Here is a 25,444-nt window from a genome sequence, read left to right on the forward strand (position 1 = left end):
GGGGAGCGACGTCAAGCAGGGGAAGGGAAGCAACCATGCAAGCACACATTGTCAAGCGTACCGTGGCGCTGCTCGCCATGCTGGTGGTGTCAGGAGCCGCTATGGCGGCCTCGACGCTCGAAGAGCTCGATTTTCGGCAAGGGGCCAGCGGCGAGCTTGAGGTCGATCTTGAGTTCTCCGGCCTGGTTCCCGAAGTGCGTGGTTATCGCATCGACGACCCCGCGCGGCTGACCATCGACCTGATGGAGACCGATAACCGCCTCGATCGGCGCAGCTACTCCCTGGGCATCGGCGGCGTGCAGCAGGTTACCGCCCTGGAGGCCGGCTCGCGTACCCGCCTGGTCTTCGACCTCGAGGGGCCGCTGCCCTACAACACCCGCGAGCAGGGCGACCGCCTGCGCCTGGCCATCGGCGGTGGCACCGCCGATACCGGCGTGGCCGCCCGTGCCGTCAGCCCTTCCACCACCCCGACAATCACCGCTACGGCAGCCGCCGCGCGGTCCGAGCCGGCCCCGCGCCAGCCGGTCCGCAGTGGCCCTAGCGTCGAGGATATCGACTTCCGCCGCGGCAGCGACGGTGCCGGTCGGCTGGTCGTCACCTTCGACCGCGCCGGCGTCGACGCCCGGGTGAGCGAGAGCGGCCGTAACCGCATCACCGCCGAGCTGATGGACGTCGACCTGCCCACCAGCCTGGACCAGGTCTACGACGTCAGCGATTTCGGCACCCCGCTGCAGCGGATCACCCCGCGGGTGGGGCGCAACGGTGTAACCCTCGATATCCAGGGCAGCGGCGACTACGCCATGGTCTCCACCCAGAGCGGGCGCCAGCTGACCATCGAGGCCCAGCCGGTCACCCGCCAGCAGCAGGAGCAGCGTGTCCGCGAGCAGTTCCCCTACACCGGCGAGCGCATTACGCTGAACTTCCAGGATATCGAGGTGCGCTCGGTGCTGGCGATCATCGCCGACTTCACCGGCCTCAACCTGGTGGCCAGCGACAGCGTGCAGGGCCGCGTGACCCTGAACCTCGAGGACGTGCCCTGGGACCAGGCCCTGGACCTGGTGCTCAAGAGCCACGGCCTCTCCAGCCGTCAGGACGGCAACGTCATCGTGGTTGCCCCGGCTGCCGAGCTGGCCCAGCGCGAGCAGCTCGAGTTGCAGACTCGCGAGCAGTTGGAGGTGCTGGCACCGCTGGAGACCGAGTATATTCAGGTCAAATACTCCAAGGCGGCAGATATTGCCGCACTTCTGCGGGGCCAGGATGGGTTTGGCTTGCTTACAGAGCGCGGCAAGGTGGCGGTGGACCCGCGCACCAATACCCTGCTGATCCAGGACACAGCCGACCAGATCGATAGCATCATGGATACCCTTGAGCGACTCGATGTGGCGGTGCGCCAGGTGCAGATTGAAGCGCGCATAGTCGTAGCTTCAGAGAGTGCGACCCGACAGCTTGGTGTTTCCTGGGGAGCTTCTTCTCCTGATGCGCGCATGGGTGGGCGTTTAGACTTGGGGGGAGCTTCTAGTGGGACCAGTCCACGAGGAGGGCTGTCCGTAGATCTGGGGCCAACTGGTTCGGGTGAAACGGGGTTTGCCTTTGGTTTTCTTTCAGGTGATGTTTTGCTCGACCTTGAGTTGCGCGCTCTCGAGAGTGAGGGGAAGAGCCAAATTATCTCACAGCCAAGAATTGTGACGGCTAATCAAAAGAAGGCGGTTATTACTCAAGGTCAAGAGCGTGCTTACCGAGTTTTTGAATCTGATTCCGGTGAAGATGATATTAATAATACAAGGGTGATTGAGTTTAAGGAGGCTGAGTTGTCGCTGGAGGTTACTCCTCAAATTACTCCTGATAACCGTGTAATCTTGGATATTAATCTTGATAACGATTCCTTTGGTGAGCCGCAGGTGGTTGGGGGGGAGCCGCCTATCGACACCAACTCGCTAGAAGCTCAGGTTCTTGTTGATAACGGCGAAACTGTCGTACTTGGTGGCATTTTGCGGATTGAATCGGGTAGCAACGTAGATAAAACGCCGTTCTTGGGGGACTTGCCGGTGCTTGGCAATCTGTTCAAGTCTACCTCTGAGACCAGAGAGAAGGTAGAATTGCTGGTATTCATTACCCCACGAATCCTGGACGACGGTGTGGCCCTTCGCTGATGCTGGCACTACCCAACCTGATACTGATCGGCCCCATGGGGGCCGGCAAGAGCACCATCGGCCGCCTCCTGGCGGCCGAACTTTCTCGCGACTTCCTGGATACCGACCACGAGATCCAGGCGCGCTGCGGCGCCGATATCCCCTGGATCTTCGATGTGGAGGGGGAGGCGGGCTTCCGCGACCGCGAGACCCAGATGATCGACGAGCTGACCCGCCGCGAGGGCGTGGTGATCGCCACCGGCGGCGGTGCCGTGCTGCGCGAGGAGAATCGCCGCCTGCTGCGCGAGCGGGGCACCGTCATCTACCTCTACACCACCGTGGAGCAGCAGCTCCGGCGCACCGCCAAGGACCGCAACCGGCCGCTGCTGCAGCGTCCCGACAAGGAGGCGGTGCTGCGCGAGATGTTCGGCGTGCGCGACCCGCTCTACCGTGCCACCGCCGACCTCACCGTGCGCACCGACCGCCGCGGCCCACGCTCGGTGGTCAATGACATCGTCCGCCGCGTCACGCGGCTGGTCGACCCCCTGCAAGCCAAGGCCTGAACATGACCCAGACTTCCGCCGGCCCGCACACCCTCGAGGTGGCGCTGGGCGATCGCAGCTATCCCATCCATATCGGCCCCGGCCTGCTCCGTGAGCCCGGGGCACTTTCGCCCTGGCTGGCCGGCCGCCAGGTGATGATCGTCACCAACGAGACGGTGGCGCCACTCTACCTCGAGCGCTGCCGCAAGGCCTTGCCGGACGACGTGGAGCTGCGCGAGCTGGTGCTGCCCGACGGCGAGGCCACCAAGAACCTCGAGCATGTCTCGCGCATCTGGGATGCCCTGCTCGAGGCCGGCTTCAACCGCCGCTGCACCCTGGTGGCCCTGGGTGGGGGCGTGATCGGCGACATGGTGGGCTTCGCCGCGGCCTGCTATCAGCGCGGCGTGGCCTTCATCCAGGTGCCCACCACCCTGCTGGCCCAGGTGGACTCCTCGGTGGGCGGCAAGACCGGGGTCAACCATCCGCTGGGCAAGAACATGATCGGTGCCTTCTGGCAGCCCCGGGCGGTGCTGATCGACACCGATACCCTGGCCACCCTGCCGCCCCGTGAGCTCTCGGCGGGTCTGGCCGAGGTGATCAAGTACGGCCTGATCCGCGACGCCGACTTCCTCGCCTGGCTAGAGCGCTCGCTGCCCGCGCTGCGCGACCTGGAGCCCGACGCCCTGGCGCGGGCCATCCAGCGCAGCTGTGCGCTCAAGGCCGAGATCGTCGCCGAGGATGAGACCGAGCAGGGCGTGCGTGCGCTGCTCAACCTGGGTCACACCTTCGGCCACGCCATCGAGGCGCATCAGGGCTATGGCAACTGGCTGCATGGCGAGGCGGTGGGCACCGGCATGCTGATGGCCGCCGAGCTATCCAGCCGACTGGGCTGGCTCTCCACGGATGACGTCGAGCGCCTGCGGGCCATCTTGCGGGCCGCGGGCCTGCCGCTGGAGGCCCCGGCCGAGATGGGTGTCGACGACTTCCTGTCGCGCATGCGCCTCGACAAGAAGAACGTCGACAGCCGCCTGCGCCTGGTGCTGCTGCGCGCCCTGGGTGACGCCTGCGTGGATGACGCCACGCCCGAGGAGACCCTCCAGACCCTGCTCGAGCAGTTTCCCCGCGGCTGAGCCTGTTCACTCCCCTCTATCAGGGCTATCGCAGTTACAGAAACCAAGGGGCGCTGGGGGCAAGCCGTAGAGGAGGTCCTACGCCATGGATGGCGTCGGTAGCGCCCAGGGAGGGGTTTACAGCGCCTCCTCGAAGGCTTGTCGCCAGATCAGCCCCGGGCGATGCAACTTATCTGCGATAGCTCTGCGTCCTACATTCTTCGATCGTCACGCCCGCGCCATCCCGGTGCGGGCGTTCCTCGTCTATGCTGCGGTGAGCAGCGCCGCAAGCCGACAGGAGGCGGTAGATTGGAATGGCTTATGCGCTATCGGCATGGGAAAATTCGCCATAATCAGACTAAAGTCTAGTGCATTTTCTTATTCGTTAAACCTGCGTTTATGGTTATCGCAAGTCGTTGACTGGCGGGGTTTTTTGTCCTGGGGGTGGGTGGCAACTGTCGGATTTATAGACGTTTTTCAGGAAGGGGGAGGTGCGATCCCGTTGCGCTGCAGCGCGGGCGCTGGCTATGCTGGTCGCTCTTTTGCCATGCAGGCCGGCGCGGGGATTGCGCCATCTCGGTGAAATAAAAAACTTCTAAAAATATCACGAGATTCCTGCCAATAAAACCACTTTCTCGAGGCGCGCCAATGAACAGAGGTCTTCATCAGCCCGGCGAGTTCCGCGACAACTGCGGGTTCGGCCTGATCGCTCATATGGAGGGCCGCGCCAGCCACGAGCTGCTGCGCACCGCCATCGAATCCCTGACCTGCATGACCCACCGCGGCGGCATCGCCGCCGACGGCAAGACCGGTGACGGCTGCGGCCTGCTGCTGCAGCTGCCGGATGCCTTTATGCGCCAGGTTGCACAGGAAGCCCTCAAGGTCGAGCTGGGCGAGCGCTACGCGGTGGGGGCGGTGTTCCTGCCCGATGACGATGCTCGAGCCGCCCACGCTGCGGAGGTGCTCGAGGGGGAGCTGCGCGCCCGTGGCCTGGTGATTCGAGGCTGGCGCGAGGTGCCGCTGGATGCCTCGGTGTGCGGCCCCATGGCGCTGGAGTGCCTGCCGCGCATCCGCCACCTGTTCGTGGAGCCGGGCAAGAACGGTAGCGCCGAGCGCTTCGAGGTCGACCTCTTCATGGCCCGCCGCCACGCCGAGCAGGCACTGCGCAGCGAGCCGGAGTTCTACGTCTGCTCGCTCTCCGAGAAGGTGCTCTCCTACAAGGGCCTGGTGATGCCGGTGGACCTGCCGGCCTTCTACCACGACCTCGGCGACGCGCGCCTGGAGACCGCCATCTGCGTCTTCCACCAGCGCTTCTCCACCAACACCGCGCCGCGCTGGCCGCTGGCCCAGCCGTTCCGGCTGCTGGCCCACAACGGCGAGATCAACACCATCGAGGCCAACCGCGGCTGGGCCAACTCGCGCAAGGAGAACTTCGTCTGCGAGCGGCTGCCCGACATCGCCGAGCTCGACGAGATCGTCAACACCGTGGGCTCCGACTCCTCCAGCATGGACAACATGCTCGAGGTGCTTCTGATGGGCGGCATGGAGCTGCACCGTGCGGTGCGCATGATGGTGCCGCCGGCGTGGCAGAACGTCGAGCTGATGGACGCCGAGCTGCGCGCCTTCTACGAGTACAACTCCATGCACGTGGAGCCCTGGGATGGCCCCGCCGGGGTGGTGATGACCGACGGGCGCCAGGCACTCTGCATGCTCGACCGTAACGGCCTGAGGCCGGCGCGCTGGGTGATCACCAAGAACGGCTTTATCACCCTGGCCTCGGAGATCGGCACCTACGACTATGCGCCGGAGGATGTGGTGGCCAAGGGGCGCGTAGGACCGGGCCAGGTGCTGGCCGTCGACACCGTGACCGGCGAGGTGCTGCATACCGAGGATATCGATGCCCGGCTGAAGTCGGCCTATCCCTACAAGCGCTGGCTCAAGGAAGAGGCGCAATATCTGGAGTCGTCGCTCACCGAGCTGGCCAGCTTCCATAACATGGATGCTGATGGCCTGGCCGTGGCCCAGAAGATGTTCCAGGTCAGTTTCGAGGAGCGGGACCTCCTGCTGCGTCCGCTGGGCGAGAGCGGCCAGGAGGCGGTAGGCTCCATGGGCGACGATACCCCCATGGCGGTGCTTTCCGCCAGGCCGCGTCTGCTCAGCGACTATTTTCGCCAGAAGTTCGCTCAGGTCACCAATCCGGCCATCGACCCGCTGCGCGAGGCGATCGTGATGTCGCTGGAGACCTGTATCGGTGCCGAGCGCAACGTCTTCAAGGCGACCCCCGAGCATGCCCATCGCATCATCCTGACGACGCCAATCCTCTCGCCGCGCAAGTTCACCGCCCTGGTGGAGCAGGAGGATGAGGCCTATGCCAGTCATCGGCTGCGCATGGCCTATGACCCCGAACACCACGGCCTGCAGGCCGCCCTGGGTGAGCTGTGCCGTCAGGCCACGGAGGCGGTCAAGGCCGGCAAGGTGATTCTGGTGCTTACCGATGCCGGCCTCGAGAAGGGCGAGCTGCCAATTCATGCGGCCCTGGCCGTTGGTGCCGTGCACCACCATCTGGGGCGGCTGTCGTTGCGCCCGCGCTGCAACATCGTGGTAGAGACCGGTTATGCCCGCGACGCCCACCAGATGGCGGTGCTGTTCGGGGTGGGGGCCACCGCCGTCTTCCCCTGGCTCGCCTATCAGGTGATGGCCGACATGCATCGCACCGGTGAGCTGGTCGGTAATCCCGCCGATGCCCGTGAGAACTACCGCAAGGGTCTGCAGAAGGGGTTGTTCAAGATTCTCTCCAAGATGGGGATCTCGACCCTCGCCTCCTATCGCGGCTCCCAGCTGTTCGAAGCGGTTGGCCTCGACGATGAGGTGATGGCGCTATGCTTTCCGGGCATGGCCTCGCGCATTCAGGGCGCCGGTTTTGCCGAGCTGCAGCTCCAGCAGGAGCTGCTTGCCCGCGATGCCTGGGTTCCGCGCAAGGGCATCAGCCAGGGAGGGCTGTTCAGGTATGTGCACGGTCACGAATACCATGCCTTCAATCCCGACGTGGTCAAGTCACTTCAGGAGGCGGTTCAGGAGGGGAGTTACGCCAAGTGGAAGCGCTTCGCCGCACTGGTCAACGAGCGCTCTCCTGCCACTCTTCGCGACCTGCTCAGGCTGAAGCCGGTGGCCGAGTCGCTGCCGCTCTCGGAGGTCGAGCCGGTCGAGGCACTGCTGCCGCGTTTCGACAGCGCCGGCATGTCGTTGGGGGCGCTCTCGCCCGAGGCCCACGAGGCGCTGGCCCAGGCCATGAACGAGTCCGGCGGGCGCTCCAACTCCGGCGAGGGGGGCGAGGACCCGGCGCGCTACGGCACGATTCGTTCCTCCAAGATCAAGCAGATCGCTTCGGGACGTTTCGGCGTCACCCCGGCCTACCTGGTCAATGCCGAGGTACTGCAGATCAAGGTGGCCCAGGGTGCCAAGCCCGGTGAGGGGGGGCAGCTGCCTGGCGGCAAGGTCAACGAGCTGATCGCACGGTTGCGCTATGCGGTGCCCGGGGTGACCCTGATCTCGCCCCCGCCGCATCACGATATCTACTCGATCGAGGACCTGGCGCAGCTGATATTCGATCTCAAGCAGGTCAATCCCGATGCCCAGGTGTCGGTGAAGCTGGTTTCCGAGCCCGGTATCGGGACCATCGCCACAGGGGTTGCCAAGGCCTATGCCGACCTGATCACCGTCTCGGGATATGACGGCGGGACGGCGGCGAGCCCGATTACCTCCATCAAGCACGCCGGTTCCCCCTGGGAGCTGGGGCTGCCCGAGGTGCATCAGGCGCTGCGTATCAATGGTCTGCGCGACAAGATTCGTCTGCAGACCGACGGCGGCCTCAAGACCGGCCTCGATGTGGTGAAGGCGGCGATCCTTGGCGCCGAGAGCTTCGGGTTCGGTACCGCGCCCATGGTGGCGCTGGGTTGCAAGTACCTGCGTATCTGCCATCTCAACAACTGTGCCACCGGCGTTGCCACCCAGGACGACTATCTGCGTGACGAGCACTTCCGCGGCACCGTGGATATGGTCAAGCACTACTTCCGCTTTATCGCCGAGGAGGTGCGCGAGCTGATGGCCATGCTGGGCGTGGCCAGGCTCACCGACCTGATCGGTCGTACCGACCTGCTCGAGGTGATCGAGGGCGCGACCGCTTCCCAGCGCAAGCTGGATCTGACGCCACTGCTCGGTAACGATCATGTGCCGGCGGATGCGCCGCAGTTCTGCAAGGTGAACCGCAACGTGCCTCACGACCCGGGTGCCAAGAACCAGGAGGTATTGGCGGCGCTGGAGGAGGCCATCGAACACAGCAGTGGTGGTGAGTTCACCTTCACCATTACCAACTGCGATCGCAGCGTGGGGGCGCTTGCCTCGGGGGTGATCGCCAAGCGTTACGGCGAGGCGGGCCTCGCGGAAGCACCGGTCACCGCACGCTTTACCGGGGTGGCTGGCCAGAGCTTCGGCGTATGGAATGCCTGCGGACTCAATCTCTATCTGGAAGGTGACGCCAACGACTACGTCGGCAAGGGCATGAACGGTGGCAAGGTGGTGATCACGCCGCCCCGTGGCAGTCGCTTCGAGAGTCACAGGACGGCCATCATCGGCAATACCTGCCTGTATGGAGCCACCGGCGGCAAGCTGTTTGCGGCGGGCACCGCCGGTGAGCGTTTTGCCGTGCGCAACTCCGGTGTCCATGCGGTGGTCGAGGGCCTCGGCGACCATGGCTGTGAGTACATGACCGGCGGGTTGGTGGCCGTGCTCGGTGAGAGCGGGGACAACTTCGGCGCGGGCATGACCGGTGGCTTCGCCTACGTGCTCGACGAGGACCGCAGCTTCGTCGACAAGGTCAACCACGAGCTGGTGGAGATCCACCGAATCAATACCGAGGCCATGGAAGCCCACCGGCGTCACCTGCGCGAGGTCATCGAGGAGTTTGTCAGCGAGACCGGTTCGGCCCGCGGGCGCGCCATTCTCGAGGACTTCAGCGACTTTGTCCGCAACTTCTGGCTGGTGAAGCCCAAGGCGGCGAGCCTGAAGAGCCTGTTGGCCCAATCCCGGCGTCAGCCGGAATAAGAGGCGGCGTCAGCCGGAATAAGAGGCGACAACAGCCGGAGCAGAGAGCCGGCATCAGCCTTCACCGTCAGGGTGACCTGCGCCCGTCGAGTTCGGAGCGCGGGCGGACGGTCGACAGGAATTCCAGGAGTAGAGAGCATGGCTAACCGTTTGAGCAACGATTTCCAGTTTATCGAGGTGGGTCGACAGGATCCGGACAAGAAGGATGCCCGTACCCGCTCGCGGGAGTTTGCCGAGATCTATGAGCCCTTCAGGCCCCAGGAGGCGGCGGGTCAGTCGCATCGCTGCCTGCACTGTGGCAACCCCTATTGCGAGTGGAAGTGTCCGGTACACAACTACATACCGAACTGGCTGCAGCTGGTCAGCGAGGGCAATATCCTCGAGGCGGTCGAACTCTGCCACAAGACCAACTCGCTGCCCGAGGTGTGCGGCCGGGTGTGCCCTCAGGATCGTCTCTGCGAGGGAGCCTGTACCCTCAATGACGGCTTCGGTGCCGTTACCATCGGCTCGGTCGAGAAGTACATCACCGATACCGCCTTTGCCATGGGCTGGCGCCCGGACCTGTCTCGGGTCACCTGGACCGACCGCAAGGTGGCGGTGATCGGTGCGGGACCCGCGGGGCTGGGGTGCGCCGATATTCTGGTGCGTAACGGCGTCAAGCCGGTGGTGTTCGATCGCAACCCGGAGATCGGTGGCCTGCTGACCTTCGGCATTCCCGAGTTCAAGCTCGAGAAGAATGTCATGGAGCGTCGGCGTGCGGTGTTCGAGGAGATGGGGGTCGAGTTCCGCCTGGGGGTCGAGATCGGCCGCGATATCACCATCGATACCCTGCTCGAGGAGTACGATGCGCTGTTTTTGGGCATGGGAACCTACAAGTCCATGCAGGGGGGCTTCCCTGGCGAGAACCTGCCGGGCGTTCACAAGGCGCTCGACTTTCTGATCGCCAACGTCAATCACTGTCTGGGCTTCGAGAAGGATCCTGGCGAGTACATCAGCTTCAAGGGGCAGCGGGTGGTGGTGCTGGGTGGCGGCGATACCGCCATGGACTGCAATCGCACCTCGATTCGTCAGGGCGCCACCAGCGTCACCTGCGCCTACCGCCGTGATGAGGAGAATATGCCTGGCTCACGCAAGGAGGTGGCCAACGCCAGGGAAGAGGGCGTGGAGTTCCTGTTCAATCGCCAGCCCGTCGCCGTGGTGGGCGAAGGGAAGGTCGAGGGGGTCAAGGTGGTGCGCACCCGCATGGGTGAACCGGATGAGAATGGCCGCCGCCGCCCCGAGGTGGTGCCGGGCTCCGAGGAAGTGATTCCCGCCGATGCCGTGGTCATCGCCTTTGGCTTTCAGCCCGACCCGCCGGCCTGGCTCACCGAGACCGGCGTGGAGGTCGATGAACGAGATCGGGTCAAGGCAGCGGAGCAGGGTGAGTTCGCCTTCCGGACCACTCACGAGAAGATCTTCGCCGGCGGCGATATGGTGCGCGGCTCCGATCTGGTGGTCACCGCCATCCACGAGGGGCGCCAGGCCGCCGAGGGCATTTTGGACTATCTGGGGGTATAAGCCTCGAGCTACAAGCGCCGAGCTACAAGCAGACCCCAATGCTTCGAGCGTCAGGGGTTTGCTATTGATGGGGCGGTCTTATACCGCCGGCTTGCAGCTTGACGCTCAAATTGAGCCATTGGTCGTATTCTGCTACTCTGTCATCCCATCCTGGCGCGGCTTTCTGTCGTGCCTACCGATCACGCTTCGACAGGTTCCTCATGACACGATACATCTTCGTGACCGGCGGCGTTGTGTCCTCTTTGGGCAAGGGCATCGCGTCGGCCTCGCTTGCGGCGATTCTCGAGGCTCGCGGCCTCAAGGTCACCATGCTCAAGCTCGACCCGTATATCAACGTGGATCCGGGCACCATGAGCCCCTTCCAGCACGGCGAGGTATTCGTTACCGAGGATGGTGCCGAGACCGATCTCGACCTGGGCCACTATGAGCGCTTCATCCGCACCAAGATGACCCAGGGCAACAACTTCACCACCGGGCGCGTCTACGAGCACGTGCTGCGCAAGGAGCGCCGCGGCGATTACCTGGGTGGTACCGTGCAGGTGATTCCGCACATCACCGACGAGATCAAGCGTCGCGTCTATGAAGGTGGCGAGGGTTTCGACGTGGCGCTGGTGGAGATCGGTGGCACCGTGGGCGATATCGAGTCGCTGCCCTTCCTCGAGGCGACCCGCCAGATCAGGAGTGAGCTCGGTGCGAGCCGCGCGATCTTCATGCACCTGACGCTGGTGCCCTACATCAAGACGGCCGGTGAGACCAAGACCAAGCCGACCCAGCACAGCGTCAAGGAGCTGCGCTCCATCGGTATCCAGCCGGATATCCTGATCTGCCGCAGCGAGGTGGAGCTCGAGGAGAGCGAGCGCCGCAAGATCGCCCTGTTCACCAATGTGGAGGAGCGCGCGGTCATCCCTCTGCAGGACGCCGATACCATCTACCGTATCCCGCTGATGCTCCACGAGCAGGGGCTCGACGAGATCGTCTGCGACAAGCTCCGCCTGACGGCCGACGAGGCCGACCTGGGCGAGTGGGTGCATGTACTCGATGCCAAGCTCAATCCGCTCAAGTCGATCAATATCGCTATGGTCGGCAAGTACATGGAGCTGCTCGATGCCTACAAGTCGCTTAATGAGGCGCTGATCCACGCCGGTATCCAGACCCGCGTGAAGGTCAACGTCGACTATATCGACTCCGAGGATATCGAGCGCCACGGCACCGAACGTCTGGCCGGCAAGGATGCGATCCTGGTGCCTGGCGGCTTCGGCGAGCGTGGCGTGGAGGGCAAGATCGCCACGGCGCGCTATGCCCGTGAGAGTGGCATTCCCTACCTCGGCATCTGTCTCGGCATGCAGGTGGCGGTGATCGAGTTTGCCCGCAACGTCGCCGGCTGGGAGGACGCCAACTCCACCGAGTTCACCCACGACACCCAGCACCCGGTGGTTGGCCTGATTACCGAGTGGCTGAGCCCCGAGGGCAAGATCGAGCTGCGAGACGCGGCCTCCGATCTGGGTGGTACCATGCGCCTTGGCGGCCAGGTCTGCCAGCTCAAGGCCGGCAGCAAGGCCCGCGAGGCCTATGCCGCCGATGAGATCGTCGAGCGTCACCGTCACCGCTTCGAGGTCAACGAGCAGTTCGTCGAGCAGCTCGAGCAGGCGGGCCTGGTCGTCTCGGGCAAGAGTGTGGACAACTCCCTGGTCGAGGTGGTCGAGCTTCCCGATCATCCCTGGTACGTGGCTTGCCAGTTCCACCCGGAATTCACCTCCACCCCCCGAGACGGTCACCCGCTGTTCACCGGCTTCGTCAACGCGGCGCTGGAGCACAAGGCGGCACGCGGCCGCGCCCAGTCCTCTTACCAGGAGTGAGTCGGATGAGTGCTCCCGAAAGAACCATCGAGATTGCCGGCCTGAAGGCCGGCAATTCATTGCCGCTGATGCTGTTTGGCGGCATGAACGTGCTGGAGTCCCGCGAGCTTGCCTTGGAGGTGGCCGCGGCCTATGTCGAGGTAACCGGCAGACTCGGCATGCCCTATGTGTTCAAGGCCAGCTTCGACAAGGCCAACCGCAGCTCCATCCACTCCTTCCGTGGCCCCGGCCTGGAGAAGGGGGTCGAGATCCTGGCCGAGGTGAAAGAGCGCTTCGGTGTGCCGATCATCACCGATGTTCACGAGCCCTGGCAGGCCGAGCCGGTGGCCGAAGTGGCCGATGTGATCCAGCTGCCGGCCTTCCTGGCCCGCCAGACCGATCTGGTGGTGGCCATGGCCAGGACCGGGGCGGTGATCAATATCAAGAAGCCCCAGTTCCTGGCGCCCCACGAGATGCGTCATATCGTCCGCAAGTGCGAGGAGGCCGGCAATGACCGGGTGATCCTCTGCGAGCGAGGCTCGAGCTTCGGCTACAACAACCTGGTGGTCGACATGCTCGGCTTCGGCGAGATGAAGCAGAGCGGCCTGCCACTGTTCTTCGATGTGACCCACTCGCTGCAGCGCCCGGGTGGGCGCGCCGACAGTGCCGATGGCCGCCGGGCACAGGTGGCGGAGCTGGCGCGTGCCGGTGTCGCCGTGGGGCTGGCCGGTCTCTTCCTGGAGGCCCATCCGGACCCCGATCACGCCAAGTGCGATGGCCCCTGCGCCTTGCCGCTGGACCGGCTCGAGCCGTTCCTGACCCAGCTCAAGGCCCTCGATGACCTGGTAAAGGGCTTCGCGCCGCTCGAAATCTCATAACACTCCAACGCTGACACGACTGAGGAAGATTCGCATGACCAAGATCGTCGATATTCGTGCCCTCGAGGTGCTCGACTCCCGCGGCAACCCCACCGTCCAGGCCGAAGTGCGCCTTGAAAGCGGTGCCGTGGGTGTGGCCTGTGCCCCCAGCGGTGCCTCTACCGGCTCCCGCGAGGCCCTCGAGCTGCGCGACGGCGACAAGGCCCGTTACCTCGGCAAGGGCGTGCTGAAGGCCGTCGAGGCCGTCAATGGCGACATTCGTGCCAGGCTCGTCGGCATGGATGCGCGTGATCAGCGTGGCCTCGACGACGCCATGCTGGCGCTCGATGACACCGACAACAAGGCCAAGCTTGGCGCCAACGCCATCCTGGCCGTGTCGCTGGCCGCCTCCAGGGCGGCAGCCAACGCCAAGGGTGTGCCGCTCTATGCCCATATCGCAGAGCTCTATGGTCAGCCGGGCCGGTACACCATGCCGGTGCCGATGATGAATATCCTCAATGGTGGAGAGCATGCCGACAACAATGTCGACATCCAGGAGTTCATGGTGCAGCCGGTGGGGGCCCCGAGCTTCCGTGAAGGTCTGCGCATGGGGGCCGAGATCTTCCATGCCCTGAAGAAGGTGCTTTCGTCGCGTGGCCTGTCCACCTCGGTTGGTGACGAGGGCGGTTTTGCCCCCAACCTGGCGTCCAACGCCGAGGCCCTGGCGGTGATCAAGCAGGCGGTGGCAGACGCAGGCTACAAGCTTGGCAGCGATGTGACCCTGGCACTGGACTGCGCCTCCTCCGAATTCTTCAAGGATGGCCAGTACGACCTCTCCGGTGAGGGCAAGCAGTATGATGCCGCGGGCTTCGCCGACTACCTGGCAGGCCTGTGCGATGAGTATCCCATCGTCTCCATCGAGGATGGCATGGATGAATCCGACTGGGAGGGCTGGAAGGCGCTGACCGACAAGCTCGGCGACCGGGTGCAGCTGGTGGGGGATGATCTCTTCGTGACCAATACCCGCATCCTCAAGCGTGGTATCGACGAGCGGATCGGCAACTCCATCCTGATCAAGTTCAACCAGATCGGTTCCCTCTCCGAGACCCTGGATGCCATTCGCATGGCCCAGGATGCCGGTTTTACCGCGGTGATCTCACATCGCAGCGGCGAGACCGAGGACACCACCATCGCCGACCTGGCCGTGGGTACCTGCGCCGGCCAGATCAAGACCGGCTCGCTGTGTCGCTCCGACCGTGTCGCCAAGTACAACCGACTGCTGGTCATCGAGAGTGAGCTGGGCGAAGGGGCGACCTACCCGGGGTTGTCGGCCATCAAGGGTCAGTAATGGCGTGTAGGAGATTGCTGACAAGGTGGTGTCGTTATTGACGCCATTCGAGTGTGGAGGCCGGCACCCAGGGTGCCGGACTTTGTTTTATCTTGTTGAAAATAAAAAGATAAGTTTTCTTTCTGCATGCCGGTCGAGCGTGCCGGAGATAGATGTGTCGTCGTTTATGTCAGATTGTGCAGTGGCGCAATTCTGAGACAATCAGCCACGCAGCACAGGGGCTCACGGGATGTAGCCTCGGCAGGATGCAATGGGATGTAGTCAGGTGATGCGCTCGGTACGGCAGGATGCTGTTTCCGGGCAGGGAAGTCATCACGGGAATCTGGGCGGAAGGAGTCGCTCGTGGAACGGCTTGGAGCTGGCGGCCCCTGGGCCGCCTTTTTATTGCGTGGTGTTCTCCGTTTATCGCCACTCGCCGGCTAGATACAGCAGCGCCGACCGTCACAAGGCGGTCGGCGCTGCTGTATCTGGTGTCTCGCTGATCGCTTCCTGCCGATCGAACCCGCGGCAGGAAGCGAGTGTTGCTCAGCGCTCCAGCTGCTCCAGCTTGCCCGGCTTGCCATCCCACTCCTCGGCGTCGGGCAGCGGGTCCTGCTTCTCGCTGATATTGGGCCATACCTCGGCAAGCTCGGCATTGAGCTCGATGAACGCCTCCTGACCCTCGGGTAGCTCATCCTCCGAGAAGATCGCCTCGGCGGGACACTCCGGCTCGCACAGGGCGCAGTCGATGCACTCGTCGGGGTGGATCACCAGGAAGTTGGGGCCCTCGTAGAAGCAGTCCACGGGACATACTTCGACGCAGTCTGTGTATTTGCATTTGATGCAGTTCTCGGTGACGACGAATGTCATGCTGCTTTTCCCTCCCTCATGGCCTGGCTCGCGCTGTCGTGGCGGGTCCCGACCTATGTAAATATCAAAAAGTAATAAAAAACCAGGTCTCTTATTCTAAGGAGTCCGGGGATTCGTCCATTCTAGTCGCCGCTGCCTGACCGTCGCAAGCAAAGGTCCGGGCGATACGGAGGTGGCGCCCCAGCGTGCGATAGCGCCGTTGGCATCGGCGAGGACCTCATCGTATCTCGCGCCAGCGGTAGAGCATCTCGAGCGCCTGGCGTGGCGTCAGGTCGTCGAGGACAAGCCCGTCGAGCTCTTCCACCATCGGGTGTGGCGGGCTGGCGAAGAGGTCGCTCTGCAGCGGTGTCGGGACATCGTCTGCGCCAGCCAGTCGAGTCCGGCTGCCCTGGTCGACTTCCTGCTGCTCGAGCTGGGAAAGCTTCTCTCGGGCCCGGGCGATCACCCCCTGGGGGACACCGGCCAGCTGAGCCACCTGCAGGCCGTAGCTCTGACTGGCGGGGCCTTCCTCAACCCGGTGCATGAAGACGATGCCATCCTTGTGTTCCGCCGCGGTCAGGTGCACGTTGGCCACCCCCTCGGCCTGCTCGGCCAGGGCGGTCATCTCGAAATAGTGAGTAGCGAACAGTGTAAAGGCACGGGTTCGGGTCAGGTGCTCGGCGCTGGCCCAGGCCAGGGAGAGACCGTCGAAGGTGCTGGTGCCGCGGCCGATCTCATCCATCAGCACCAGGCTGTGATCGGTGGCGTTGTGCAGGATGCTGGCGGTTTCGGTCATCTCCACCATAAAGGTGGAGCGGCCGCCGGCCAGGTCGTCCGATGAACCGATGCGGGTGAAGATGCGATCCACCGGGCCGATGTCGGCCGCGCTGGCAGGCACGAAACTGCCGGTGTGGGCGAGCAGCACGATCAGCGCGGCCTGGCGCATATAGGTCGACTTGCCGCCCATGTTGGGGCCGGTGATCACCAGCATGCGGCGACCCTCTTCCATGATCAGGTCATTGGGTACGAAGGGAGCGTCGCTGACCCGCTCCACCACCGGGTGACGGCCGCCATGAATGGTGATGCCCGGGGCCTCGGCAAGGTGTGGGCGCACGAATTCCAGCGCATGGGCGCGCTCGGCGAAGGCGCACAGCACATCAAGCGTCGCCAGGGCCCGGGCGCTGGCCTGAAGGGCGTCGAGTTCGCTGTTCAGGGTTTCTAGCAGCCCCTCGTAGAGCAGCTTCTCGCGTGCCAGGGCGCGGGACTTCGCCGACAGGGCCTTGTCCTCGAACTCCTTGAGCTCGGGGATGATAAAGCGCTCGGCATTCTTCAGGGTCTGACGACGGATATAGTCTGGCGGGGCATCCTTGGCTTGTGCCCTGGGGATCTCGATGAAATAGCCGTGCACACGGTTGTAGCCGACCTTGAGGCCGGGCAGGCCGGTGCGTTCGCGCTCCCGGGTCTCCAGTCTCACCAGGTAATCGCCGGCGTGTTCGGCGAGGCCGCGGTGCTCGTCGAGCTCGGCATCGAAGCCTTCGGCGATCACCCCGCCGTCGCGGATCACCACCGGGGGGGTCTCCACCAGGGCGCGATTCAGGGTGTCGGCGAGCTCGGGGTAGGGGCGAATATGGTGCCTGAGCTTGTCCAGGGTGGAGCCCTCGGGAAAGTCGGCGAGCCGGGCCTCGAGGTCGGGCAGGGCATTGAAGGCGTCACGTAGCCGGGCCAGATCACGCGGGCGGGCGCTGAAGAGGGCCACCCGGGCGAGGATGCGTTCCACATCGCCGATCGCCTTGAGCGAGTCGCCGAGTGCCACGAAGCCATCCGCCTCCTGCAGCAGCGTCACGGCGGACTGACGAGCCTGGACACGCTCGCGGTCACGCAGTGGACGGTTGAGCCAGCGCTTGAGCAGGCGTGATCCCATGGCGGTGGCGGTGGTATCGAGCACGCTGGCCAGGGTGTTGTCGCCACTGCCGGCGAGGTTGGTGTCGATCTCCAGATTGCGACGGCTGGCGGCGTCGATGACCACGGCGTCGTCGCGGCTTTCCACGCCGATGGCGGTGACATGGGGCAAACGCGAGCGCTGGGTATCCCGGGCGTACTCCACCAGCACGCCGGCGGCGGTGATGGCCGCGGAGAGGTGCGCGCAGCCGAAGCCACGCAGATCCTGGACGCCGAACTGGTCGCAGAGCAGACGGGTTGCGCTCTCCTGGTCGAACAGCCAGTCGCTCTGGCGACGCAGCCCCCGACGCCCCTCCAGGGCCGGCGGCAGACTCAGACCCTCGGCCACAAGCAGCTCGGCCGGGTCGAGGCGCTGGAGCTCGGCGAGCAGTTCGCTCTCACCCTCCACCTCCAGCACGCTGAAGCGTCCACTGGAGAGCTCCAGCCAGGCCAGGCCGATACGCTCGGCGGGGGCATGCACGGCCACCAGCAGGTTGTCGCGACGAGCATCGAGCAGCGCCTCGTCATACAGGGTGCCGGGGGTGACAATGCGTACCACGCGCCGCTCTACCGGCCCCTTGCTGGTGGCGGGGTCGCCGATCTGCTCACAGATCGCCACCGATTCGCCGGCGGCCACCAGGCGCGCCAGGTAGCCCTCGGCGCTATGGTAGGGGATCCCGGCCATGGGAATCGGCTGGCCGGCAGACTGGCCGCGTTGGGTCAGGGTAATGTCGAGCAGTGCCGCGGCGCGCCTGGCATCGTCGAAGAAGAGCTCGTAGAAGTCACCCATGCGATAGAAGAGCAGCACCTCGGGATGCTCGCGCTTGATCTTCAGGTATTGGGCCATCATCGGCGTATGCTGGGTGCTGGCCTGGGACATGGCGATTGCTGGGCTCCTGATCTTGTAGAAGGTCTTGTAGATGGTCTCGTTGAACGGTCGGCAGAGACCCACACAGGGTGGCGGTGCCTGCAACCCCGCGGCAAAGGCAGTATTCTACGCAGATGGCCTCGCCTCGTCAGGCTTGCCTTCGACCCACCGAGCAGGAGTCTTCAGCATGTCCCATTCAGCCGCGAGCCTTGCCAATCTCGACCTCGCCACCCTGGCCGAGCGCCTGGGTCGACTGTGTCGCGAAAAGGGTGTCACCCTCACCTGTGCCGAGTCCTGCACTGGTGGTGGCGTGGCCAGCGTGGTCACCTCGGTCGCCGGCAGCTCCGACTACTTCGAGACCGGCTATGTGACCTACTCCAATGCGGCCAAGGTACGTCTTCTCGGGGTGCCCGAGGCACTGCTCGACCAGCACGGTGCCGTGAGCCGTGAGACGGTGGAAGCGATGGTGACGGGGGCCTGCCGTGACAGCGGCGCCGATCTCGGCGTGGCGGTCAGTGGCGTGGCCGGGCCGGGCGGTGGCAGCGCCGACAAGCCGGTAGGTACCGTATGGTTGGCCTGGGGCGATGGCGAGGGGGCCGAGGCCGAATGCTACCGCTATCCTGGCGATCGCCGAGCCGTTCGCGAGCAGGCAGTGCGCGAGGCGCTGGTCGGCGTGGTGCAACGCCTCGAGGAGCGCTGAATCCACGGGCGCCCTGGAAAACTTTCGCTGGCCGAGCGCGCCATTTTTCCCCATAATACTGTTCAGTCATACAGTATGAAGAGACCCAGATTGAGGAGATCCGTGATGGCTCAGGAAGACAATCGCTCCAAGGCGCTGGACGCCGCCCTATCCCAGATCGACCGCCAGTTCGGCAAGGGGACCGTGATGCGCCTGGGCGATGCGCCGCGGGTGGTGATGCCCTCGGTCTCCACCGGCTCGCTGGGGCTGGATATCGCGCTCGGCATCGGCGGTCTGCCGCTGGGTCGGGTTGTCGAGATCTTCGGCCCGGAGTCCTCGGGCAAGACCACCCTGACGCTCTCGGTGATCGCCCAGGCACAGAAGCAGGGCAAGACCTGCGCCTTTATCGACGCAGAGCATGCTCTGGACCCCAGCTACGCCGAAAAGCTGGGCGTCAATCTGGATGACCTGCTGGTTTCTCAGCCCGATACCGGCGAGCAGGCCCTTGAAATCTGCGACATGCTGGTGCGCTCCGGTGGTGTCGACGTGATCATCATCGACTCGGTGGCGGCGCTGACCCCGCGCGCCGAGATCGAGGGCGAGATGGGCGACTCCCATGTCGGTCTGCAGGCGCGCCTGATGTCCCAGGCGCTGCGCAAGATCACAGGGAATATCAAGAACGCCAACTGCATGGTGGTGTTCATCAACCAGATCCGCATGAAGATCGGCGTGATGTTCGGTAGCCCCGAGACGACCACCGGCGGCAATGCGCTCAAGTTCTACTCCAGTGTGCGTCTGGATATCCGGCGTACCGGCTCGGTCAAGCAGGGCGACGAGGTGACCGGCAACGAGACCCGGGTCAAGGTGGTCAAGAACAAGGTGGCGCCCCCGTTCCGCCAGGCCGAGTTTCAGATCCTCTATGGCAAGGGGATCTACCATGCCGGAGAGGTGGTTGATCTCGGCGTGCAGTGCAAGCTGGTCGACAAGGCCGGTGCCTGGTACAGCTACCAGGGCAACAAGATTGGCCAGGGCAAGGCCAATGCCGCCCAGTTCCTCGAGGATAATCCGGCAGTGATGGAGGAGATCGAGAGCCAGATTCGTGCTCAGCTGCTTGCCACGGCAGAGCCCGCCAAGGAGGAGGGCGATGAGGTCGCCTTGCCAGCCGATGGCGATCAGGGCAGCGATCGGCTGTAAGCCATGTTCGAGCGCAGCGCAGGTGACTCCACGCCCCGAGACGATGCGCTCCGCCTGCTGGCTCGCCGCGAGTACTCTCGCGCCGAGCTGGCAGAGCGCTTGGTGGCCAAGGGGCATGCGCAGGCAGACATCGGCGAGTGTCTCGACGAGCTTGTCGCGCAGGGGTTGCAGTCGGATACCCGTTTCGCCGAGAGCTTCCTGCGCTCGCGCCTCTTCCGTGGGCAGGGGCCCGTGAAGATCCGTCTGGAGATGGAGCGTCGTGGCCTCGACCCGGAGGAGGTGCGAGAGGCCTTCGCGTCGGGTGAGGTGGACTGGCGGGCCCTGGCCTGTGAGACACTCTCGCGGCGCTTCCCCGGTCCCGGTGACTCCCCCCGGGAGCGCGCCCGCCGCGAGCGCTTTCTGGCGGGACGCGGCTTCGACTTCGACCAGGTGCGCCACGCCCTGACACACGCCTGGAGTGCTGACCCTGACGATGCCTAGCTCAGGCTCGCTGTGCACCCGTTCCTTCGCTGCCGAGGCGGCTGCCCCTTCAGTCCCTTGACGACTGCGCTATAATGACTCCCTTTGCGAACGCCCCGGGTGGCATCCCGTGGTAGTGCGATGTGTCCTGTTCAGGCACGTCGCGGTGCCCGTCTCGAGCCAGCGTCGCCCGCCGGGTCCTCCCGTTCATCGCCACGGATACCCCATGAAAAGCGCAGACATCAGACAGGCCTTTCTGAGTTACTTCGAGGCGCACGGCCACAGCGTCGTGCCTTCCAGCTCTCTGGTTCCCGGCAACGACCCGACCCTGCTGTTCACCAATGCGGGCATGGTGCCCTTCAAGGACGTCTTCCTGGGTCGCGATCCGCGCCCCTATGTGCGTGCGACATCCTCCCAGCGCTGTGTGCGTGCCGGGGGCAAGCACAACGATCTCGATAACGTCGGCTATACCGCTCGCCATCACACCTTCTTCGAGATGCTGGGCAACTTCAGCTTCGGCGACTACTTCAAGCGCGATGCCATCCGCTTCGCCTGGGAGTTCCTGACCGAGACTCTGGGGCTGCCGAAGGAGAAGCTGTGGGTCACGGTGCACGTCAGCGATGACGAGGCCGAGCGCATCTGGAAGGAGGAGGTCGGCATCGACCCCGAGCGCTTCTCCAGGCTCGATGAGGACAACTTCTGGCAGATGGGCGACACCGGTCCCTGTGGGCCGAGCTCCGAGATCTTCTTCGATCACGGTCCCGAGGTGTGGGGTGGCCCTCCCGGTAGCCCCGAGGAGGATGGCGATCGCTATATCGAGATCTGGAACCTGGTGTTCATGCAGTTCGACCGCGATGCCGAGGGCAACATGCACCCGCTGCCCAAGCCCTCCATCGATACCGGTATGGGGCTGGAGCGCATTGCCGCGGTGATGCAGGGAGTGCACTCCAACTACGAGATCGACCTGTTCCAGAACCTGCTGGCGGCGGCGGCGCAACATACCGGGCATGCGGATACCCGCAATCCCTCGCTGCGGGTAATCGCCGATCATATCCGCTCCTGCGCCTTCCTGATTGCCGACGGCGTGCTGCCCTCCAATGAGGGGCGGGGCTATGTGCTGCGTCGTATCATTCGGCGTGCCATCCGCCACGGCCACAAGCTGGGCGCCCAGGGCAACTTCTTCCACCAGCTGGTGGGGGCGCTGGATGCTGAGATGGGCGAAGCCTATCCCGAGCTGCGCGAGGCGCGCTCCCAGATCGAACGAGTGCTGCTCAAGGAGGAGGAGCAGTTCGCCCGCACATTGGAGCATGGCATGGGCCTGCTCGAGGAGGCGCTGGCCGGCCTCGACGGCGAGGTGCTGCCCGGCGAGACGGTATTCAAGCTGTATGACACCTATGGCTTCCCCTACGACCTGACCGCCGATGTCTGCCGCGAGCGTGGCGTGACCCTCGATGAGGTCGGTTTCGAACGGCAGTTGGAGGCCCAGCGCGAGCGTGCCAGAGCGGCCAGCCAGTTCGGCGCCGACTATGGCGGCACCCTGGAGCTGGAGGGCGAGACCGCCTTTACCGGTTACGAGCGTCTCGAGGATCACGCCACCGTCAGCGCGCTGGCCGACCGCGAGGGCAATGCCCTGGAGCGACTCACTCCGGAGCACAAGGCGGTGGTGGTGCTGGATCGTACCCCCTTCTATGGCGAGTCCGGCGGCCAGGTGGGTGATACCGGCTATCTGCATCTCGATGGCGGTGGTCGCTTCCTGGTGGAGGATACCCAGAAGCAGGGCGACCACCATCTGCACCACGGCGTACTGCTCGAGGGCGCGCTGGCCCTGGGAGACAGGGTGCGCCCGGTGGTGGATGCCGGCCTGCGCACCGCCACGGTGCGTAACCACTCCGCCACCCACCTGATGCACAAGGCGCTGCGCATGGTGCTGGGCGATCATGTGGCCCAGAAGGGATCGCTGGTCACTCCGGAGCGCCTGCGCTTCGATTTCAGCCATTTCGAGCCAGTGACCGTCGACCAGCTTGCCGAGGTGGAGCGTCTGGTCAACGAGCAGGTCCTGGCCAATGCCCCGACCCGCGTCGAACAGATGACCCTTGACGAGGCCAAGGCCAGGGGAGCGGCGGCGCTCTTCGAGGCCAAGTACGCCGACAGCGTACGGGTGCTGACCATCGGTGCCGAAGATTTCTCCATCGAGCTGTGCGGCGGCACCCATGTGGCGCGCAGCGGCGATATCGGCTGCTTCCATATTGTCAGCGAGCAGGGCATTGCCTCCGGCGTGCGCCGCATCGAGGCAATCACCGGCGAAGGGGCGCTGTCCTGGTTCCATGAGCAGGAGGCTCGGCTCAACCGCATCGGCGAACGACTCAAGGCCAAGCCCGAGCAGGTCGAGGAGCGCGTGGCGTCACTGGTGGAGCGCAATCGCGGCCTGGAGAAGGAGCTCGAGCGACTCAAGGCCAAGCTGGCCAGCGCCGCCGGCAGCGACCTGATTGCCGAGGCGAGCGAGGTGGCCGGGGTCAAGGTCCTGGCCAGGTCCCTCGAGGGCGTTTCCGGCAAGGAGCTGCGTGGAATGCTCGACCAGCTCAAGAACAAGCTCGGCTCCGGCATCATCGTGCTGGGAGTGGGCGATGAGGCCACCGGCAAGGTGAGCCTCATCGCCGGGGTCACCGACGACCTCACCGGTCGCATCAAGGCCGGCGAGCTGGTCAATCACGTGGCCGGCCAGGTGGGCGGCAAGGGCGGTGGGCGAGCCGATATGGCCCAGGCGGGCGGCAGCGACGTCGCTGCCCTGTCGGGGGCCCTGGAGGGTGTCGCCGCCTGGGTCGAAGAGCGCCTGAAATAGGATCTGACAGGGCCGGTTGCCGTGAGGCGCCGGCCCTGTTTACAAGGAGTCACCTTTCACTCACCCGGGCGCTCGCGCCCGACGCACGAGGGAAAATTGCAGATGGCACTATACGTACAGAAATTCGGCGGTACCTCGGTGGGCTCAGTGGAGCGCATCAAGGCCGTGGCCGAGAAGGTCAAGGGCTTCCGTGACAACGGCCACCAGGTCGTGGTGGTGGTGTCGGCGATGAGTGGCGAGACCAATCGCCTGATCGGCATGGCCAACGAGATCAATGACGAGCCCACTCCGCGAGAGATGGACATGCTGGTCTCCACCGGTGAGCAGGTCACCATCTCGCTGCTGGCCATGGCCCTGCACAAGCTGGGGGTGCCGGCGACCTCCTATACCGGTTCCCAGGTGGGCATCCAGACCGACAGCGCCCACACCAAGGCGCGGATCCAGCGTATCGAGACCGATGAGCTGCAGGCCGACCTGGATGATGGCCAGGTGGTCGTGGTAGCGGGCTTCCAGGGCGTCGACGAGGAGGGCAATATCACCACTCTCGGGCGCGGCGGCTCCGACACCACCGGTGTGGCCCTGGCTGCGGCGCTGAAGGCCGATGAGTGCCAGATCTATACCGATGTCGACGGTGTCTACACCACCGACCCCCGCGTCTGCAGCAAGGCCCAGCGTCTCGAGCGCATCACCGTCGAGGAGATGCTGGAGCTGGCCAGCCTCGGCTCCAAGGTGCTGCAGATTCGCGCCGTCGAATTCGCCGGCAAGTACAATGTTCCGCTGCGTGTGCTGTCCAGTTTTCAGGACGGCCCCGGCACCCTGATCGTTGCAGACTCAGACCAAGAAGAGGACTCCATGGAAGAACCGCTGATCTCCGGTATCGCCTTCACTGCCAACGAGGCCAAGCTGACGCTGCTCAATACCCCGGACGTGCCGGGCGTGGCATCGCGCATCCTGGGCCCCATCGCCGGCGCCAATATCGAAGTCGACATGATCGTGCAGAACGTGGCTCCGGCCGGCGACTACACCGACTTCACCTTTACCGTGGCCAAGGGGGACTACAAGCAGACCCTCAAGATCCTCAACGAGCAGGTGCTGCCCGACCTGGGCGAGGGTGAGGTCAAGAGTGACGACAATATCGCCAAGGTCTCGCTGGTGGGCGTTGGCATGCGCTCCCATGCCGGTGTAGCCTCCAAGATGTTCCGTGTGCTTGCCGAGGAGAGCATCAATATCCGCATGGTCTCGACCTCCGAGATCAAGATCTCCGTGGTGATCGACGAGAAACAGATGGAGCTCGCCGTCCGCGCCCTGCACAAGGCCTTCGGCCTCGACAAGGCCGATATCGAGAGCGAGGAATAAGCCGACCCCTCGGGGGCAGATTCCCTTCTACGCTGGTAGGAAGGTCCGCTGCATCTCGCGGTGGGGCTTCCCTTCAACGGGGGGCTTGGTGTTTCATGGGCCGCCGTGTTGGTCATGGAAGGCGTTCTGCCACATACTGAGACGGCGTGATGCCGTCGGCCAGCACCCCGTTGCCAGCCAGAGAACAAGTCTGAGAAGGAGATCAGCCATGCTCATCCTGACCCGCCGTGTCGGCGAGACCCTGATGATCGGTGATGACATCACCGTGACGGTGCTGGGCGTGAAGGGTAACCAGGTCCGTATCGGTGTGAATGCACCGAAGGATGTGGCAGTCCATCGCGAGGAGATCTACCAGCGCATTCAGCGTGAGAGGAGCGACGAGGAAGGTTCTGACCACGACGTGTAGTGCGCAGAGGCGGTTAATAAAAAAACCGCCGGGGTGCTGGACAAACCCCTTCGGAAACGGTAAGATATGCGCCGTGTCGTTAGGGAGAGGTGGCCGAGTGGCTGAAGGCGCTCCCCTGCTAAGGGAGTAAGGGGTTTATAGCCTCTTCGAGGGTTCGAATCCCTCCCTCTCCGCCATAACGATACAGTAAAGCATCAGCGCCCGTAGCTCAGCTGGATAGAGTACCTGACTACGAATCAGGTGGTCGGAGGTTCGAATCCTCCCGGGCGCGCCAGCTTTACACGTAGCAGGTGATGGCGGTCACCGTGACAACACCGCACTACGCGCCCGTAGCTCAGCTGGATAGAGTACCTGACTACGAATCAGGTGGTCGGAGGTTCGAATCCTCCCGGGCGCGCCA

The 25,444-nt window shown here is 64.4% G+C and carries 16 protein-coding genes and 3 tRNA genes; 17 read left to right on the forward strand and 2 right to left on the reverse strand.

Going from position 1 to position 25,444, the window contains the following annotated elements; translation table 11 throughout:
• The first annotated feature begins 35 nt into the window (after nucleotides 1-35).
• The 8 genes from pilQ (at nucleotide 36) to eno (ending at nucleotide 14,477) form a co-directional block, all read left to right on the forward strand.
• Nucleotides 36-2,150, forward strand: a complete 2,115-nt coding sequence (gene pilQ, locus Q0894_RS05770; RefSeq protein ID WP_299232304.1) for a type IV pilus secretin PilQ — start codon at nucleotides 36-38, stop codon at nucleotides 2,148-2,150.
• The gene (gene aroK / locus Q0894_RS05775; protein ID WP_089676962.1) at nucleotides 2,150-2,692 is read left to right on the forward strand and encodes a shikimate kinase AroK; all 543 of its coding nucleotides are present in this window, start codon (nucleotides 2,150-2,152) and stop codon (nucleotides 2,690-2,692) included. The genes pilQ and aroK overlap by 1 nt, the downstream gene beginning before the upstream one ends.
• 2 nt (nucleotides 2,693-2,694) lie before the next feature.
• The gene (gene aroB / locus Q0894_RS05780) at nucleotides 2,695-3,801 is read left to right on the forward strand and encodes a 3-dehydroquinate synthase (protein ID WP_299232309.1); all 1,107 of its coding nucleotides are present in this window, start codon (nucleotides 2,695-2,697) and stop codon (nucleotides 3,799-3,801) included.
• A gap of 627 nt (nucleotides 3,802-4,428) precedes the next feature.
• Entirely contained in the window at nucleotides 4,429-8,880 is a 4,452-nt protein-coding gene (gltB, locus tag Q0894_RS05785) for a glutamate synthase large subunit (protein ID WP_299232311.1), read from the forward strand.
• Nucleotides 8,881-9,018: 138 nt separating this feature from the next.
• The gene (locus Q0894_RS05790) at nucleotides 9,019-10,437 is read left to right on the forward strand and encodes an FAD-dependent oxidoreductase (RefSeq protein WP_299232312.1); all 1,419 of its coding nucleotides are present in this window, start codon (nucleotides 9,019-9,021) and stop codon (nucleotides 10,435-10,437) included.
• 200 nt (nucleotides 10,438-10,637) lie between these two features.
• Nucleotides 10,638-12,293 (forward strand): CTP synthase, encoded by a 1,656-nt coding sequence (locus tag Q0894_RS05795; RefSeq protein WP_299232314.1) that lies wholly within the window; start codon nucleotides 10,638-10,640, stop codon nucleotides 12,291-12,293.
• Between the two features lie 5 nt (nucleotides 12,294-12,298).
• Nucleotides 12,299-13,150 (forward strand): 3-deoxy-8-phosphooctulonate synthase, encoded by an 852-nt coding sequence (kdsA, locus tag Q0894_RS05800; protein WP_132042753.1) that lies wholly within the window; start codon nucleotides 12,299-12,301, stop codon nucleotides 13,148-13,150.
• Between the two features lie 34 nt (nucleotides 13,151-13,184).
• Entirely contained in the window at nucleotides 13,185-14,477 is a 1,293-nt protein-coding gene (eno, locus tag Q0894_RS05805) for a phosphopyruvate hydratase (protein WP_299232319.1), read from the forward strand.
• 525 nt (nucleotides 14,478-15,002) lie between these two features.
• Here eno and fdxA read toward each other — a convergent pair.
• The gene (gene fdxA, locus Q0894_RS05810; protein WP_132042749.1) at nucleotides 15,003-15,326 is read right to left on the reverse strand and encodes a ferredoxin FdxA; all 324 of its coding nucleotides are present in this window, start codon (nucleotides 15,324-15,326) and stop codon (nucleotides 15,003-15,005) included.
• 217 nt (nucleotides 15,327-15,543) lie between these two features.
• Entirely contained in the window at nucleotides 15,544-18,123 is a 2,580-nt protein-coding gene (gene mutS, locus Q0894_RS05815) for a DNA mismatch repair protein MutS (protein WP_299232321.1), read from the reverse strand.
• Between the two features lie 175 nt (nucleotides 18,124-18,298).
• On the opposite strand from mutS, the gene Q0894_RS05820 reads away from it, so the two are divergent.
• The 9 genes from Q0894_RS05820 to Q0894_RS05860 all read left to right on the forward strand — a co-directional run bounded on the left by Q0894_RS05820 (nucleotide 18,299) and on the right by Q0894_RS05860 (nucleotide 25,444).
• Entirely contained in the window at nucleotides 18,299-18,811 is a 513-nt protein-coding gene (locus Q0894_RS05820; protein WP_195688777.1) for a CinA family protein, read from the forward strand.
• 105 nt (nucleotides 18,812-18,916) lie between these two features.
• A complete protein-coding gene (gene recA / locus Q0894_RS05825; RefSeq protein WP_299232325.1) occupies nucleotides 18,917-19,984 on the forward strand; it encodes a recombinase RecA in 1,068 nt (355 codons plus the stop codon).
• A 3-nt stretch (nucleotides 19,985-19,987) separates the two neighbouring features.
• Nucleotides 19,988-20,464 (forward strand): regulatory protein RecX, encoded by a 477-nt coding sequence (locus Q0894_RS05830; RefSeq protein ID WP_299232327.1) that lies wholly within the window; start codon nucleotides 19,988-19,990, stop codon nucleotides 20,462-20,464.
• 205 nt (nucleotides 20,465-20,669) lie between these two features.
• The gene (alaS, locus tag Q0894_RS05835) at nucleotides 20,670-23,282 is read left to right on the forward strand and encodes an alanine--tRNA ligase (RefSeq protein ID WP_299232329.1); all 2,613 of its coding nucleotides are present in this window, start codon (nucleotides 20,670-20,672) and stop codon (nucleotides 23,280-23,282) included.
• Nucleotides 23,283-23,384: 102 nt separating this feature from the next.
• A complete protein-coding gene (locus Q0894_RS05840) occupies nucleotides 23,385-24,638 on the forward strand; it encodes an aspartate kinase (RefSeq protein ID WP_299232331.1) in 1,254 nt (417 codons plus the stop codon).
• 208 nt (nucleotides 24,639-24,846) lie between these two features.
• Nucleotides 24,847-25,044: a carbon storage regulator CsrA gene (csrA, locus tag Q0894_RS05845; protein WP_132042736.1), complete on the forward strand. Its 198-nt coding sequence runs from the start codon at nucleotides 24,847-24,849 to the stop codon at nucleotides 25,042-25,044.
• An 83-nt stretch (nucleotides 25,045-25,127) separates the two neighbouring features.
• Nucleotides 25,128-25,220 (forward strand) — tRNA-Ser (locus tag Q0894_RS05850).
• Between the two features lie 21 nt (nucleotides 25,221-25,241).
• Nucleotides 25,242-25,318, forward strand: a tRNA-Arg gene (locus Q0894_RS05855).
• Nucleotides 25,319-25,367: 49 nt separating this feature from the next.
• A tRNA-Arg gene (locus Q0894_RS05860) sits at nucleotides 25,368-25,444 on the forward strand.

This window comes from uncultured Halomonas sp., from assembly GCF_947501415.1.
Lineage (GTDB): Bacteria > Pseudomonadota > Gammaproteobacteria > Pseudomonadales > Halomonadaceae > Halomonas.

Bases quoted from the DNA above. Each gene is read 5' to 3' on its own strand.
- pilQ (WP_299232304.1), top strand. From the start codon at position 36: ATGCAAGCACACATTGTCAAGCGTACCGTGGCGCTGCTCGCCATGCTG.
- aroK (WP_089676962.1), top strand. From the start codon at position 2,150: ATGCTGGCACTACCCAACCTGATACTGATCGGCCCCATGGGGGCCGGC.
- aroB (WP_299232309.1), top strand. From the start codon at position 2,695: ATGACCCAGACTTCCGCCGGCCCGCACACCCTCGAGGTGGCGCTGGGC.
- gltB (WP_299232311.1), top strand. From the start codon at position 4,429: ATGAACAGAGGTCTTCATCAGCCCGGCGAGTTCCGCGACAACTGCGGG.
- Q0894_RS05790 (WP_299232312.1), top strand. From the start codon at position 9,019: ATGGCTAACCGTTTGAGCAACGATTTCCAGTTTATCGAGGTGGGTCGA.
- Q0894_RS05795 (WP_299232314.1), top strand. From the start codon at position 10,638: ATGACACGATACATCTTCGTGACCGGCGGCGTTGTGTCCTCTTTGGGC.
- kdsA (WP_132042753.1), top strand. From the start codon at position 12,299: ATGAGTGCTCCCGAAAGAACCATCGAGATTGCCGGCCTGAAGGCCGGC.
- eno (WP_299232319.1), top strand. From the start codon at position 13,185: ATGACCAAGATCGTCGATATTCGTGCCCTCGAGGTGCTCGACTCCCGC.
- fdxA (WP_132042749.1), bottom strand. From the start codon at position 15,326: ATGACATTCGTCGTCACCGAGAACTGCATCAAATGCAAATACACAGAC.
- mutS (WP_299232321.1), bottom strand. From the start codon at position 18,123: ATGTCCCAGGCCAGCACCCAGCATACGCCGATGATGGCCCAATACCTG.
- Q0894_RS05820 (WP_195688777.1), top strand. From the start codon at position 18,299: ATGTCCCATTCAGCCGCGAGCCTTGCCAATCTCGACCTCGCCACCCTG.
- recA (WP_299232325.1), top strand. From the start codon at position 18,917: ATGGCTCAGGAAGACAATCGCTCCAAGGCGCTGGACGCCGCCCTATCC.
- Q0894_RS05830 (WP_299232327.1), top strand. From the start codon at position 19,988: ATGTTCGAGCGCAGCGCAGGTGACTCCACGCCCCGAGACGATGCGCTC.
- alaS (WP_299232329.1), top strand. From the start codon at position 20,670: ATGAAAAGCGCAGACATCAGACAGGCCTTTCTGAGTTACTTCGAGGCG.
- Q0894_RS05840 (WP_299232331.1), top strand. From the start codon at position 23,385: ATGGCACTATACGTACAGAAATTCGGCGGTACCTCGGTGGGCTCAGTG.
- csrA (WP_132042736.1), top strand. From the start codon at position 24,847: ATGCTCATCCTGACCCGCCGTGTCGGCGAGACCCTGATGATCGGTGAT.